General features: G+C 69.8%; 16 protein-coding genes. 11 read left to right on the top strand and 5 right to left on the bottom strand.

Features of this window, described 5'->3' with window-relative positions:
* Positions 1 to 31: 31 nt before the first annotated feature.
* Genes IM776_RS10615 through IM776_RS10630 form a run of 4 tightly spaced genes read left to right on the top strand, consistent with a single transcriptional unit; the run spans position 32 to position 3,518 of the window.
* Positions 32 to 1,297 (top strand): magnesium transporter MgtE N-terminal domain-containing protein, encoded by a 1,266-nt coding sequence (locus tag IM776_RS10615; RefSeq protein ID WP_194420017.1) that lies wholly within the window; start codon positions 32 to 34, stop codon positions 1,295 to 1,297.
* Positions 1,297 to 1,863 (top strand): DUF1003 domain-containing protein, encoded by a 567-nt coding sequence (locus IM776_RS10620; RefSeq protein WP_194422610.1) that lies wholly within the window; start codon positions 1,297 to 1,299, stop codon positions 1,861 to 1,863. Before IM776_RS10615 ends, IM776_RS10620 begins: the two co-directional genes overlap by 1 nt.
* A complete protein-coding gene (locus IM776_RS10625; protein WP_194420018.1) occupies positions 1,860 to 3,002 on the top strand; it encodes an Mrp/NBP35 family ATP-binding protein in 1,143 nt (380 codons plus the stop codon). The genes IM776_RS10620 and IM776_RS10625 overlap by 4 nt, the downstream gene beginning before the upstream one ends.
* Before the next feature lie 12 nt (positions 3,003 to 3,014).
* Positions 3,015 to 3,518, top strand: a complete 504-nt coding sequence (locus IM776_RS10630) for a hypothetical protein (RefSeq protein WP_194420019.1) — start codon at positions 3,015 to 3,017, stop codon at positions 3,516 to 3,518.
* Positions 3,519 to 3,528: 10 nt separating this feature from the next.
* Here the strand turns inward: IM776_RS10630 and IM776_RS10635 are convergent, their stop codons facing one another.
* A complete protein-coding gene (locus IM776_RS10635) occupies positions 3,529 to 3,939 on the bottom strand; it encodes a twin-arginine translocase TatA/TatE family subunit (RefSeq protein ID WP_228479721.1) in 411 nt (136 codons plus the stop codon).
* Between the two features lie 81 nt (positions 3,940 to 4,020).
* Between IM776_RS10635 and IM776_RS10640 the strand changes: the two genes are divergently transcribed.
* A complete protein-coding gene (locus IM776_RS10640; RefSeq protein WP_194420020.1) occupies positions 4,021 to 4,656 on the top strand; it encodes an O-methyltransferase in 636 nt (211 codons plus the stop codon).
* Between the two features lie 62 nt (positions 4,657 to 4,718).
* Here IM776_RS10640 and IM776_RS10645 read toward each other — a convergent pair whose 3' ends face one another.
* The 4 genes from IM776_RS10645 to dapE form a co-directional block, all read right to left on the bottom strand.
* Positions 4,719 to 5,273: a hypothetical protein gene (locus IM776_RS10645; RefSeq protein WP_194420021.1), complete on the bottom strand. Its 555-nt coding sequence runs from the start codon at positions 5,271 to 5,273 to the stop codon at positions 4,719 to 4,721.
* A 148-nt stretch (positions 5,274 to 5,421) separates the two neighbouring features.
* A complete protein-coding gene (locus tag IM776_RS10650) occupies positions 5,422 to 5,589 on the bottom strand; it encodes a DUF3117 domain-containing protein (protein WP_147039918.1) in 168 nt (55 codons plus the stop codon).
* A 104-nt stretch (positions 5,590 to 5,693) separates the two neighbouring features.
* Positions 5,694 to 6,923: a hypothetical protein gene (locus IM776_RS10655; protein WP_228479722.1), complete on the bottom strand. Its 1,230-nt coding sequence runs from the start codon at positions 6,921 to 6,923 to the stop codon at positions 5,694 to 5,696.
* The gene (gene dapE / locus IM776_RS10660) at positions 6,905 to 7,978 is read right to left on the bottom strand and encodes a succinyl-diaminopimelate desuccinylase (protein WP_194420022.1); all 1,074 of its coding nucleotides are present in this window, start codon (positions 7,976 to 7,978) and stop codon (positions 6,905 to 6,907) included. The genes IM776_RS10655 and dapE overlap by 19 nt, the downstream gene beginning before the upstream one ends.
* A 57-nt stretch (positions 7,979 to 8,035) precedes the next feature.
* Between dapE and dapD the strand changes: the two genes are divergently transcribed.
* The 6 genes from dapD (at position 8,036) to IM776_RS10690 (ending at position 14,427) form a co-directional block, all read left to right on the top strand.
* The gene (gene dapD / locus IM776_RS10665) at positions 8,036 to 8,977 is read left to right on the top strand and encodes a 2,3,4,5-tetrahydropyridine-2,6-dicarboxylate N-succinyltransferase (RefSeq protein ID WP_194420023.1); all 942 of its coding nucleotides are present in this window, start codon (positions 8,036 to 8,038) and stop codon (positions 8,975 to 8,977) included.
* 204 nt (positions 8,978 to 9,181) lie between these two features.
* A complete protein-coding gene (locus IM776_RS10670) occupies positions 9,182 to 10,624 on the top strand; it encodes a DEAD/DEAH box helicase (RefSeq protein ID WP_194420024.1) in 1,443 nt (480 codons plus the stop codon).
* A gap of 120 nt (positions 10,625 to 10,744) precedes the next feature.
* Positions 10,745 to 11,653, top strand: coding sequence for an ATP-binding cassette domain-containing protein (locus tag IM776_RS10675; protein ID WP_194420025.1), 909 nt, complete (start codon positions 10,745 to 10,747; stop codon positions 11,651 to 11,653).
* Position 11,654: 1 nt separating this feature from the next.
* Positions 11,655 to 12,509, top strand: coding sequence for an ABC transporter permease (locus IM776_RS10680; protein ID WP_194420026.1), 855 nt, complete (start codon positions 11,655 to 11,657; stop codon positions 12,507 to 12,509).
* A 9-nt stretch (positions 12,510 to 12,518) separates the two neighbouring features.
* On the top strand, positions 12,519 to 13,772 hold the full coding sequence (locus IM776_RS10685) for a sensor histidine kinase (RefSeq protein WP_194420027.1): 1,254 nt from the start codon (positions 12,519 to 12,521) through the stop codon (positions 13,770 to 13,772).
* Positions 13,765 to 14,427: a response regulator gene (locus IM776_RS10690; protein WP_194420028.1), complete on the top strand. Its 663-nt coding sequence runs from the start codon at positions 13,765 to 13,767 to the stop codon at positions 14,425 to 14,427. Before IM776_RS10685 ends, IM776_RS10690 begins: the two co-directional genes overlap by 8 nt.
* Positions 14,428 to 14,434: the final 7 nt, after the last annotated feature.

Here is a 14,434-nt window from a genome sequence, read left to right on the forward strand (position 1 = left end):
GGTTCCGCGGTCCGCGGACTACGCTGGACGCGTGAGCACACAACGGGTTTTCGTCGCGCGCCTGGCAGGCTGCGCCGTCTTCGACCCCGTGGGCGACCGGCTCGGCAAGGTCCGGGATGTCGTCATCGTGTACCGAAGTACCGTCTCCCCCCGCGTGATCGGCCTGGTCGTCGAGATCCCCGGCCGTCGCCACGTGTTCTTGTCCATCGGACGGGTCACCTCGATCCGCGCAGGACAGGTGCTCACGACCGGCCTCATCAATGTGCGCCGCTTCCAGCCGCGCCCCGGCGAGGTGCGCGTGCTCGCCGAGCTCCTGGGACGCCGCGTCGAGCTCGCCGACGGCAGCGGCAGCGCTGTCATCGAGGATGTCGCGATCGAGCCGAACCGTCTCGGCGAGTGGAGTGTCAGCCAGCTCTTCCTGCGCAAGCCGAAGACGAGCGCATCGCCGTTCGCGAAGGGCCCGACGACGTTCGCCGCCTGGAACGAGGTCGCGGAGAAGCGCACGCCCGGCGAATCGCAGTCCGCAGAGCAGCTGGTCGCGTCGTACTCCGAACTGCACGCCGCAGACCTCGCGACCACGCTGCTCGACCTTCCGCAGCGGCGCCTGATCGAGGTGGCCGAGGAGCTTCCGGACGACCGACTCGCCGACGCGCTCGAAGAGATGCCCGAAGAGGACCAGGTGCACATCCTCGATGGCCTCGGCGACGAGCGTGCCGCCGACATCCTCGACCACATGGAGCCCGACGACGCGGCCGACCTGCTGGCACAGCTGCCGAAGAAACGGCTCGAGCAGCTGCTCGACCTCATGGAGCCCGAAGAGGCCGAGGACGTCCGCACCCTGCTCAGCTATGGTCCGGACACGGCCGGCGGTCTGATGACCACGGAGCCGATCGTCCTGTCCGCCGACGCCACCGTAGCCGAGGCGCTCGCACTGATCCGCCGCCATGAACTGCACCCCGCGCTGGCGGCCGCCGTGTTCGTCACGCTGCCGCCGTTCGAGACCCCGACGGGGCGCCTGCTCGGCGTCGTGCATTTCCAGCGGATGCTGCGCTACCCGCCGCATGAGCGGCTCGGCGCGATCGTCGACGAGACGATGGAGCCGATCTCGGCGACGGCCTCGGCAGCCGAGACGGCCCGCCTGCTCGCGAGCTACGACCTCGTCTCATTGCCCGTCGTGGATGCCGCCGGGCGCCTCGTCGGCGTCGTCAGCATCGACGACGTGCTCGACTATCTGCTGCCGGACGACTGGCGCACGCAGGATTCCGATGACTCGATGACGAAGGGCGGTGCACGATGATGGCGAAGAGCGACCGCTCCGGCCTCGACGCCCCGCTCGGCCGCGGGGCAACACGACAGCGACCGGCGTCGCGCGACCGGTTCGGACGGTTCACCGAGTGGGTCGCGCGCGCAATGGGCACGCCGACGTTCCTGGCGATCCTGACCCTGTTCTGCGCGCTGTGGATGGTCTACACCGTCGTTGCCGAGCAGAACGGCTGGTGGCGATTCGACTCCGCCGCCCTCGGATTCACGGCGCTGACGCTCATCCTCTCGCTGCAGGCGTCGTACGCCGCCCCGCTCATCCTGCTCGCGCAGAACCGACAGGACGACCGCGACCGGGTGCAGATCGAGCAGGACCGTCAGCGCTCCGAGCGCAACCTCGCCGACACCGAGTACCTCGCCCGTGAGATCGTCGCGCTTCGCATGGCGCTCGAGGAGCGCAATTCCCAGGCCGTGACGCGCGACGTGCTTCGCCAGGAACTGCGCGCGCTGCTCGCAGACCTCGAGGACGAGCACGACGGCGACGCTCCAGCCGACACGCGCACCGGCCCCGTCTCGACCAGGCCGCGTCGCACGCGACCATGACGCTGACAGAGCGCGTCCGCGCGGCGGTCGGCGCGGTGTCCGATCCGGAGCTGCGTCGGCCGATCGCCGAGCTCGACATGCTCCGTGACATCAGCGTCGACGGCGATCGAGCGTCGGTCGGCATCGCGCTGACGATCGTCGGATGCCCCGCCGCGGATCGCATCGAATCGGACGTGCGTCATGCCGCGGCATCCGTCGACGGAATCGCGGACGTGACGGTCGACGTCGGCGTGATGACCCCCGCCGAGCGGAAGGCGCTGACCGAGAAACTCCGCGATGGGCGCCCTGCGCGTCAGATGCCGTTCGGTCCGGATTCGCTGACCCGGGTCATCCTCGTCTCCAGCGGCAAGGGCGGGGTCGGCAAATCGACGATCACCGCGAATCTCGCGGTGGCGCTGGCCGCGGAGGGCCTGGCGGTCGGACTCGTGGATGCCGACGTGCACGGCTTCTCGATCCCGGGGCTGCTCGGAATCCCGGCCGGAACTCAGCCGACGCGCATCGACGATCTCATGCTCCCTCCGGTCGCGCACGGCGTGAAGACCATCTCGATCGGCATGTTCCTGCGCGACGGCGAGGCGGTCGTCGCCTGGCGCGGTCCGATGCTGCACCGCACGGTGCAGCAGTTCCTCACCGACGTGTTCTTCGGCGACCTGGACGTGCTGCTCATCGACATGCCTCCCGGCACCGGCGACATCGCGATCTCGATCGGGCAGCTCCTGCCCCACGCCGAGGTGCTCGTCGTCACCACGCCGCAGTCCGCGGCATCCGACGTGGCGATCCGCAGCGGCCTGGTCGCCCGCCAGACCGGTCAGCACGTGATCGGCGTCGTCGAGAACATGGCCGCATTCACCCTTCCGGACGGAACCACCGTCGATCTGTTCGGATCCGGCGGCGGCGCGGAGGTGGCCGCCGCGCTGTCCGAGGGCGACGAAGAGGTTCCGCTTCTGGCCTCGGTCCCGCTGAGCCCCGCGCTGCGCGCGGGAGGGGATGCCGGCCTCCCGATCGTCCTGAGCGACCCCGACGATGCCGCGGCGCGCACCGTCCGCGCGCTCGCGGAAGGGCTGTCGCAGCGCGGCAGGAGCCTGTCCGGAAGGTCTCTGCCGATCGCTGTCACCAGGCGGTCCGCATCGGAGTCGTGACAGACTCGTGAGGTGACCACCAGCTCTTCCTCCCGCTCCCTCGTCGTCGATGCTGAGCTGCTTCGCGGTATGACGTGGGATACCGTGATCTACACGCTCACCCGTCCTCTCGCCGTCATCGCCTACACCGCGCTCGTCGCGGCCTTCATCGTGAACGCCGTCGTGCTGTCGATGATCGGCGGTGCCGATCCGGAGCAGGCGACCACCCTCACCTGGACCATGTTCGCGATCGCCGCCCTGATCGTCGCCTCGATCATCTTCACCCGGGCATCCACGCGACGCGCGCTCAGCGCCGCGATGCCCTCAGGGTCGGCGGTGCGAGTGGAGCTGGAGCCGGAGTCGATCAGGATGATCGCGAAGAACGGCGTCTCCGACGTGACCTATGCGACGTTCCGCTCCGTGCGGGTCGGCGCCCACGCCGTGGTCCTGCGCCTGCGCGGATCTTCCGTGGTCACCGTCATCCCCCGCAGCCTGCTGAGCGACGCCGACGTCGCGCTGCTCAAGTCGAAGATCTGAGCCGCGCCTGTCAGGTCGCCTCGACGTCGTACGGCGGCGGGGCGTCGCGCGTGAAGTCCGGACGCGTCCTCGGAGGCCGAGGTGTCGAGACGGCTTCTGGGGCCGCCGCCGCGGCGGCCGGGGCCGCGGTGGCCGTCGCAGTTGCGGTAGCCGTCGCCGCAGGACCGTCCTCGAGCAGGGCGTCGCGGATGATGCGGCGAGGATCGTACTGACGAGGATCGAGCTTTCGCCAGTCGACCTCGTCGATCTCGGGACCGATCTCGTCGCGCATCCGAGAACGCGTGTCGCGAAGGTACTCGCCGACCCTGCGGACGAACCTCGCGAACGTCTCGGCGGCCTTCGGCAGACGCTCCGGACCGATGATGAACGCAGCGATCACCCCGATGAGAAAGAGCTTCTCGATGGTGAGGCCGAAATCCATGTACACAGGCTACCCGCCGCGCCTCACGGCCAAGAACTCGGCATGCGAATACCCTGGAGGCTGCAGCCGGAGGAGAAGGTCATGAGCGAGAACGACGCGAACGCACGCTATATCCGCGAGGCGATCGTGGAGCCCGCGCCGATCGCGCGCGCTCGCACGCACGCGCTCGAACTGGGCGTCGCCTCCGTGAGCCCCGCCGTCGGCGCGCAGCTCGCGGTCCTCGCCGCAGCCACGAATGCCCGCTCCATCGTCGAGATCGGCACCGGCGCAGGCGTATCCGGCCTGTGGCTGCTGCGCGGAGCGCCGGGCGCCGTGCTCACCTCGATCGACAACGAGCCGGAGCACCTGGTCGCCGCACGCCGCAGCTTCGGCGAGGCGAAGATCCCCGGCACCAAGGCCCGCTTCATCACCGGCCGCGCCGCCGACGTGCTGCCGCGCATGAATGAGGCCTCCTACGACATCGTGCTCGTCGACGCCGATCCGGAGAACGTGATCGAGTACGTCGAGCACGGACTGCGCCTGGCACGCAGCGGCGGCATCGTCGCAGTGCCGCGTGTCCTCGCCGGCGGCAGGACCGCCGACCCGGTGCAGCGGGACGCCGTCACCAGCGCCTACCGTTCGCTCGTGCAGGAGACCCAGGAGTCCCCCGCTGTTCTCGCGGCGATCTCCACGGCCGGCGAGGGACTGCTGCAGCTGGTCAGCCTCAGCACAGACTGATCGCGACTCACGAGAGCGGCGCCCCGGCCTGGACCGGGACGCCGCTTTTCGTATCGAACTGGTCAGTCCAGGATGCCGCCGAGCATCGAGTCGACGTCGCCCGACACATCGCCGACGAGGTCATCGACGTCTGCGCCGATGTCACCGACCGAGACACCGGAGTCGTTGCCGGACCCGACCGCGTTGCCGGACCCGACCTCGTTGCCGGAGACGTCATTGCCCGAGCCGACCGGCGCGTCGATCGGCGCCGAGACGTCGTTGCCCGAGCCGACCGGCGCTGACACCTCGTTGCCGGAGGCCACCGGGGTGTCGTTGCCCGAGAGCACGTCGCCGTCAAGGGAGTCGCTCACCAGCGGTCCTTCGACCACCGGAGCGTTGATGAGACCGCCGTCGACGTTGCCGACTGCAGTGTCGTTTCCGCTGCCGAGGACCGTGTCGCTGACCCAGGCCTGGAGGCCTTCGATCGAGCTCATGAAGTCGGTCGAGGTGGAGGTGGATTCGTGCGTGCTGTCCGAGGTCTCCGCCGCCGTGGCCGGCAGCGCGAAACCTGCGATCGCGAGGGCGGCTGCGCCGGCACCCGCCGTGCTGATGAGTCCGAGTCGTGTCATCTTACGCATGATGTTCCTTTCCGTTCCGTGCGACATTCGCCGCACAATGAGTCGTTCGGACCCGTCGGAGAATCGGATGGGAATCTTCGAAAAGACGCTGTGACGACGAGGGGCGGTGGATCCGAAGATCCACCGCCCCTCGCATGAGAACTGAGGTTCAGCTCACGACGCCCGCAAGGACATCGTGCAGTTCCTTCGCCTCTTCATCGTTGACAGAGACGACCAGACGGCCGCCGCCCTCGAGCGGAACGCGCACGATGATGAGTCGTCCCTCTTTCACGGCCTCCATGGGTCCGTCTCCGGTCCTCGGCTTCATCGCTGCCATCGTGGCTCCTTTTCCCTCGGTGGTATGCATCGAGTTTATCGGTATGCTTCCGCCCCTGCGGTCGCTGATGGGTAATACATCGTGAACAACAGCGCCTCGAGTCGTCAGGGCACCTGCCAGAAGGTGCTTCCCTGGGCATAGACCTGGTCGATCCACACCCACTGCCCGAGCAGGCAGAGGGCGAGCACGCCGATGCGGTAGGCCCTCGACCGCGGTACGGCGAGCGCTCCGGCCAGCGGAGTCAGCGGGATCAGCAGCCGGAACGTGCTCGACTGCGGGAAGAAAACCGCGAGCAGGTACAGCAGGTAGCTCGCGCTCCACAGACGCAGATCGGCGCCGAGGCGGCGCACCTGCGGAGCGAACAGCATCCCCGCGGCGGCCAGCACGAGCACCGCAAGGGCGATCAATCCCCACCATCCCGGCATTCCCCACTGCGCGAACCAGAACTGCGCCGCCTGCACCCAGCCGTCGAACGGGATGAACGCACCCTCTCCGACACCCCAGTTCCGACGCCACGACAGCTCCGTGGCCAGGTACGCTCCAGGGTCGCCGGTGACGATCCCGGCGATGGCCTGCCAGGCGAAGCCGGTGATCGTCGCCAGCATCCCCAGCGCGACGATGTGCACGATGTCCCGCGCGGGGAGCGGGTCCCGGCGACGCCGGATCCAGCGCAGGATGCCGTGGAGCCCGAGGTACAGGGCGAACGCGAGGATGCCGGGACGCGTGAACGCCATCACCGGAATGACGAGGTACAGCCAGCCGAACCTGCGCCGCGCGACCAGATCGAGGGCGAGCAGCAGCAGGCACACGAAAAGCGACTCGGCGTAGCCGACCTGGAACAGTGCCGCGAGCGGACCCCATGCGAAGAAGGTCACCGCCCACATCGCCGCTGAGTCGCCGATGCGCCCCTTCAGCAGCCGATGCAGCAGCACGCACGCGAAGAAGCCGGCGACGAGGGAGATCAGCAGCGCCCCCGCACCCCAGGATCCGAACGGGAGGCCGACCACCTGCGCCGCGTATGCATACACGGGCATGAACGCCCACGCGTTCTCGGCGACCTGCCCGGCTTCGGTGAGCGGCAGCACCTGAGGGTAGCCCTCCCACGCCACCAGCCAGTACCACTGCGCGTCCCAGCCGAGGATGAAGCTGCCGACGGTCGCGTCCGCGCCGAAACGCGATCCCGGCCTCGACAGCTCGGCGGCGAGCACGAGGAAGCCCGTCGTGACGACACGTCCGAGCAGGTAGACGAGCGCGATCCGCGCGATCACCGGCACGCGGGCCCACGAGCGCGCGAAGCGGATCACGGCAGTGGCGGTCACTGCGCCGTGAGCCACGCCCGCAGGCCCTGCTCGACCGCCTCGATCTGCGCGAGCGGGACGCGCTCCTCGTCGTGGTGTGCCAGGTGCGGGTCGCCGGGGCCGTAGTTCACGGCGGGGATGCCGAGGGCGCTGAACCGTGCCACATCCGTCCAGCCGTACTTCGGCTTCGGCACGGCGCCGACCGCGGCGACGAACTGCTGTGCGATCGGTGCGTCGAGACCTGGCCGCGCGCCGTCCGCGGCATCCGTGATCTCCACCTCGAATCCGTCGAGGACGCCGCGCAGATGCGCCGCGGCGTCGGCTGCGGTCTTGCTCGGCGCGAAGCGGTAGTTGACCTCGACCTCGCAGAGGTCGGGGATGACGTTGCCCGCGACACCGCCGGTGATGCGCACCGCGCTCATGCTCTCGCGATAGGCGAGGCCGTCCACCTGGACTTCCTTGGCCCGGTACTCGGCCAGGCGCGCCAGGATCGGCGCCGCCCGGTGGATCGCGTTCTCGCCGATCCACGCTCTGGCGCTGTGGGCGCGCACCCCGTTGGTGCGGACGATCGCGCGCAGCGTGCCGTTGCATCCGCCTTCGACCTGTCCGCCCGACGGTTCGCCGAGGATGGCGAAGTCGGCGGCGAACAGGTCGGGACGGTCGGCGGAGAGCAGGTTCAGGCCGTTCAGCGACGCGGCGACCTCTTCGTTGTCGTACCACATCCAGGTGATGTCGACCGCGGGCGCGATGAGCTCCGCGGCGAGCTTCAACTGCACCGCCACGCCGCCCTTCATGTCGACGGTGCCGCGCCCCCAGAGGTGCGGTTCGCCGTCGAGCTCGACCATCCGCGTGGGAAGGTTCTCGTTGATCGGGACGGTGTCGATGTGCCCGGCGATCACGACACGTTGCGTGCGGCCGAGGTTCGTCCGGGCCACGACGGTGTTGCCGTGCCGGATGACCTCGAGGTGCTCCAGCGGAGCGACGGCGGCCTGGATCGCGTCGGCGAGTACGGCCTCTCCGCCTGACACGCTGGGGATGTCGCAGATCGCGCGAGTGAGATCGACGGATGACGCGGTCGGGTCGAGCAGCATGCGTCCAGCCTACGGCTCGAGTCGATCCTCGAGTACGGCGGACGGTAGCGTTGAGGCATGAGCAACGCGCGCACCGTGTGGGGAATCGGCCTGACCACGATCGCCGGCAACGGCACAGTCCTGGACGCCTGGTATCCCCATGTGGGAACCGGCTCCGTAATGGAGGCCGAGATCGGCGAGCTCGAGATGCACGCAGGACCCGACGAGCGACGGGGCGTCCGCATCGAGACCGTGCAGCTGCAGATCGACCTGGACGCCGCCCCGGCATCCACCGCAGACGCGTATCTGCGTCTGCACGCCCTGTCGCACCTGCTGGTGCGCCCCAACGAGCTGAACCTCGACGGCATCTTCGCCCATCTGCCCAACGTCGCCTGGACGAACGCCGGCCCCATGCATCCCGACGATGCCGCGCGCCTGCAGCCGCAGATGCGCCGCCACAGCATCCAGGTGCAGGGACTCGACAAGTTCCCGCGACTCACCGACTACGTCCAGCCCGCCGGCGTGCGGATCGCGGATGCCGCGCGCGTGCGCCTGGGCGCCCACCTCTCCCCCGGCACCACCGTGATGCACGAGGGCTTCGTGAACTTCAACGCAGGCACGCTCGGCGCCTCGATGGTGGAAGGTCGCATCTCCCAGGGCGTCGTCGTCGGCGAGGGCAGCGACATCGGCGGCGGGGCATCCATCATGGGCACCCTCTCCGGCGGGGGCACCGTGCGCGTCTCGATCGGCGCCCGCACGCTCCTGGGTGCGAACTCCGGTCTCGGCATCGCGCTCGGAGACGATTGCATCCTCGAAGCCGGCGTGTACGTCACGGCGGGCTCCAAGGTCGTCCTCGTCGACGGGCCGGACACCGCAGAAGGCGGCAAGCGCATCGTCAAGGCCGCAGAACTCAGCGGGCGGGACGGCCTGCGATTCTGGCGCAACTCGGTCACGGGTGCGATCGAGGCCAAGCAGCGCGACGGCGCAGGAGTGACCCTCAACGAGGCGCTGCACGCCTGAACTCAGCCGAGCTCTGCTAGTCTTGTGAGGTTGCCCGGCATCGGGTGACTGCGTCGTCGACACGGGGTCATCCCAGACCGAAGCGAGCAGAACTGCTCCTCCACCAGTTGGCGTTTCGAACGGCGAACCTCTGTGCACCTCCTGTGCACGGTCGCCCACCTCACTATCCGCGCGTGCTTCGTCACGCGCCCACGGAGTACCTCTATGCCTACCTTCCTCGAACTCGGCGTGCCCGCACGCCTCGCTGACGTCCTCGCCTCCGACGGCAAGACCGAGGCCTTCGCCATTCAGCGCGACACCCTCCCCGACTCGCTCGCGGGGCGCGACCTGCTCGGCCGCGGCCGCACCGGCAGCGGCAAGACCATCGCCTTCGCGCTGCCGCTGGTCGCGCGTCTGAGCAACGCGCAGAAGCGCACCCGCGCACAGCACCCCCGTGGTCTCGTGCTCGCGCCGACCCGTGAGCTCGCCACGCAGATCGCGGCCACCGTCGCCCCGCTCGCAGAGGCCGCGGGCCTGCGTGTCACGACCGTTTTCGGCGGTGTCAGCCAGCGCCCGCAGGAGCAGGCGCTGCGCAGCGGCGTCGACATCGTGGTGGCCTGCCCCGGCCGTCTCGAAGACCTCATGAAGCAGAAGCTCGTCTCGCTCGACTCCGTCGAGGTGGCCGTCCTCGACGAGGCCGACCACATGGCAGACCTCGGCTTCCTGCCCGGTGTCACCCGCATCCTCGCCGCGACCCCGGCCGGCGGTCAGCGCCTGCTGTTCAGCGCGACCCTCGACCGCGGCATCGACTCGCTCGCCAAGCGCTTCCTGTCGAACCCCGTCAGCCACGAGGTCGACGAAGCCAGCGTCCCGGTCGGCGAGATGACCCACCGAGTGCTCGTGACCACCGGGACCGAGCACAAGACCGGTCTGGTCCGCGACCTCGCCTCGGGCACCGGCCGCCGCATCCTGTTCACCCGCACCAAGCACCAGGCGAAGAAGCTCGCCAAGCAGCTCACCGCCTCCGGCATCCCCGCCGTCGACCTGCACGGCAACCTGTCGCAGAACGCGCGCGAGCGCAACCTCAGCGCGTTCTCGGCCGATCCCGCCGACGGCGGCGTCCGCGTGCTCGTCGCGACCGACGTCGCCGCGCGCGGCGTGCACGTCGACAACGTCGACCTCGTCGTCCACGTCGACCCGCCCATGGAGCACAAGGCCTACCTGCACCGCTCCGGCCGCACCGCGCGTGCCGGCGCTGCCGGCACCGTCGTCACGGTCGTGCTGCCCGAGCAGCGCCGCGATGTGAAGGATCTGCTCCGCAAGGCGCAGATCACCGCCGAACTCGAAGCCGTGAACGCCGGCATCGTCGACGAGCTCGTCGGCGAGCGCGCTGCGCATGTGAAGCCCGCCCCCGTGCAGCCGCAGCAGCGTCAGCAGCCGAAGAAGCCGCGTCAGCCCCAGCAGGGCGGCGCCCCGGCAGCCGGTTCGCCGGCACGTCGTCGCCGTCGCCCCCAGGGCCACGGCGGCCAGGGCCAGCCCGCCGCCCAGGGACAGCGCACCGGTGACGGTCAGCGCTCCGCCCAGCAGCGCCCCGGCCTGCAGGTCGGTCAGCGTGTGGACGCGCGGCGCTCACGCCGCGCGCAGGGCGGCGGCTCACAGGGACGCTGATCGCACGCACTGATCGCGTGCGATCGGGATGTCGTGTCGTACCCCAGTACCACCCGACATCCCGCAAGACCATCCGGAAGCCTGATGTCATGCGCGCCGGACGCCCGTAGCGTCTAGTACATGATCGTTGCAGAACAACTCACGAAGAGCTTCGGCCCCAAGCGGGCCGTCTCGGATGTCAGCTTCACCGTCAGCCCGGGTAAGGTCACCGGGTTCCTCGGGCCGAACGGCGCCGGAAAGTCCACGACGATGCGCATGATCGTCGGTCTCGATCGTCCGACAGCCGGGCGCGTCACCATCCAGGGCCGCGACTACCGCACCCTGCGCTCGCCCCTCACCGAGGTCGGCGTGCTCCTGGACGCCAAGGCCGTGCACACCGGCCGCACCGCGGTGAACCACCTGCGCGCGATGGCGGCGACCCACGGCATCCGCCGCTCCCGCGTCGATGAGGTGATCGACATCACCGGCCTCGCCAGCGTCGCGGGCAAGCGCGCGGGCGGGTTCTCGCTCGGCATGGGGCAACGCCTCGGCATCGCGGCGGCACTGCTCGGCGACCCGCACACTCTCATCCTCGACGAACCCGTCAACGGCCTCGACCCCGAGGGCGTCATGTGGGTGCGCAGGTTCGTACGGCACGCGGCGTCCGAAGGCAGGACGGTGCTGCTGTCCAGTCACCTGATGAGCGAGATGTCGCTCACCGCGGACCACCTCATCGTGCTCGGCCGCGGCAAGGTGCTCGCGGACGCTCCGCTCGCCGACATCGTGTCGCAGTGGACGAGCGCGGCCGTGAGGGTCCGCTCCCCGCACGCCAGGGAACTCGCCGATCTCGTCGCCGGTGACACGGTCTCCGTGACCCACCTCGGCGACGACCTGCTGGATGTCACCGGCGCCGACGCGGCCACGGTCGGCGAGCTCGCCGCCGCGCGTGGACTCACGCTGCACGAGCTGACACCGTCGACCGGAACCCTCGAAGACGCCTACCTCCGCCTCACGGGCGACGACGTCGAGTACAAGACCAAGGAGATCTGAGATGAGCGCTCTCACCGACGCCCCCGTCATCCCCGCGCCGAAGACGGCCGCCTCCAGCACCCACCTGAGCTTCCCGCGCCTCGTGCGCGCGGAGTGGATCAAGTTCACGACGCTGCGCTCCACGTGGTGGTCGATCGGGCTCGTCGCCGTCATCTCGGTCGGGCTCAGCCTGCTGCAGGCCACCGCGATCGGCAGTTTCTCCGAGGGCCCCGTCCCGACCACCGCGGCCGAGGTGAACAGCACCGCCGTCATGGTGATCGTCTTCGCGACCGTGCTCACCCAGCTCCTCGCCGTGATCATCGGCACGATCATGGTCACCGGCGAGTACTCGACGGGCATGATCCGCTCGACCCTTACCGCAGAGCCGCGCCGGCTCGGCTCGCTCCTCGCGAAGGGGCTGGTGGTCGGGGCGACGATGTTCGCGTTCAGCCTCATCGTCTTCGCGGTCGCAGCGCTCGTCACCGGCCCCATCCTGCCGGCCGGTGGAGTGGACCTGTCCGACCCGCAGACCTCGGTGATGCCCCTGCTGGGAGCCGCCCTCTACCTCGCGCTGATCGCCATGATGGGCGTCGGGATCGGGTTCATCGTCCGCAACGGCCCGGGAGCGCTCGCGGTCGGCATCGGCGTCGTGTTCGTCGCACCGGTACTCGTGCTGTTCTTCCCGGCGACCCCCGACTTCGAGTGGGTGCAGACGCTGGCAGCCTACCTGCCGTCGAACGCCGGGCAGTCGCTCTTCATGGGACAGCCGCTCAGCGGCACCGTGCTCGAGACGGGGCCCGCGCTGATCACCATCATCGCCTGGGCGGTCGCCGCCATCGCGATCGGCGGCGGGGTCCTCAAGGCGCGCGACGCGTAGAGTCGAGCAGTGCACACGCAGGAGCAGGTCGTCCCCTACGGGCTTCCCGTGGAGGACGATCTGCGTCTGCCGCGACCGCCCGGCGTGGTGCGGCGGTTCTGGGCCCGGCATCCGCGGCTGGGCGACGCCCTGCTCGTCGCGCTCACCCTGCTGCTGAGCATCACGTCCACCCTCGTCGGAAGCGATCTGCCGGCGGGCGTCGCACCGAGGATCGCCGGCGCCGTGGTGGTCGTGCTCACTTCGGTGAGCCTGATGTGGCGCCGCCGCCGCCCTCTCCTGGTGTTCATCGTCACGTTCTCCCCGCTCATCATCCTGAGCCCGGCGGTCTCCACGAGCATCGTCGGCATCGCACCACTCATCGCGCTGTACTCGGTGGCCGTGCACCGCAGCACCCGCGCGGCGATGTGGACGCTGGTCGCCGCGATCGCGAGCAGCACACTCGCCGCGCTCACCTGGGGCCTGTTCTCGCCCATCCCCCCGGGCGAGACGATCTCGGTCATCGTCGGCACGACCTTCCTGCTCATGCTCGGCGCGCTCATCGGCAGCAACGTCGGCGGCCGGAAGCGCTACGTCGAGGCGCTCATCGAGCGGTCCCGCCAGCTCACGATCGAGCGCGATCAGCACGCGCAGCTCGCCGCCGCCGCTGAGCGCTCGCGGATCGCCCGCGAGATGCACGACATCGTCTCGCATTCGCTCGCCGTCGTCGTCACGCTCGCCGAGGGTGCGCATGCGACAGACGATCCGGCACAGTCGAAGCAGGCCAGTCGCGCCATCGCCGACACCGCCCGCGACGCGCTCATGCAGATGCGCGCCATGCTGGGCGTGCTGCGCACCGAGCCGGATGCCGAGGCATCCGCCGTCCCGCGTGAGCCGCTGCTGACCCTGACCCCCGCGGATGTCGTCGACACCGCGCGCGCGGCGGGGCTCCCCGTCACGCTGACCGTGACGGGCACGCCTTCCGGCTCCGACCCGCAGCGTCTGGCCGTGCTGCGGATCGTGCAGGAGGGCCTGACGAACGCGCTGCGATACGCGCACGATCCGCGCGCGGTCGCCGTCGTGATCGACTACACGGGTGGGCGCGTCCGCGTGCAGATCGACAACGACGGCATCCGCGACGGCGAGCCCTCGCGCGGAGCAGGCCTGGGCCTGCGGGGCCTGCAGGAGCGCGTCGTGGCCCTCAGCGGAACCGTGCACGCCGGCCGGCGCGACGAGTCATCATGGCGGCTTATCGCGGAATTCCCCCTGGAGGTCATCGTTGAGTGATGCGATTCGCGTTCTGCTGGTCGACGATCAGCAGCTGATCCGGCTGGGCTTCCGCATGGTGCTCGACGCCGAGCCGGGCATGTCCGTGGTCGGCGAGGCCGGTGACGGCGCCGAGGCGCTGCGCATGACGGCATCCGCCGCCCCCGACGTCGTGCTCATGGACGTGCGGATGCCGCTGATGGACGGCATCGAGGCGACGACCCAGCTCGTGGCGCGGCATCCGGACGTCAAGGTCGTCGTACTCACCACCTTCGATCTCGATGAGTACGCGTTCGCCGCAGTGCGCGCGGGGGCGAGCGGATTCCTGCTGAAGGATGCGCATCCGCAGGAGCTCACGCGCGCGATTCGCGCCGCGCATGCCGGTGATGCGACGCTGTCACCGCGCGTGACGCGGCGGATGCTCGACCTGTTCGGCGGACGACTGCCCGCGGATCCTCAGCCTGCCGCGGCGCTCGAGGACCTCACCGATCGCGAACGCGAGGTGTTCCTGGCGATCGGGCGCGGGCTCACCAACGCCGAGATCGGCGCCGAGCTGTTCGTGAGCGAATCCACCGTGAAGACGCACGTCGGACGCGTCCTCGCCAAGCTCGACGCGCGCGACCGGGTGCAAGCGGTGATCCTCGCCCACCGGATGGGCCTCGTCCCCGGCGAGTGACTCCGGC

The sequence above is a fragment of the Microbacterium abyssi genome (assembly GCF_015277895.1).
GTDB classification, from domain to species: domain Bacteria; phylum Actinomycetota; class Actinomycetes; order Actinomycetales; family Microbacteriaceae; genus Microbacterium; species Microbacterium abyssi.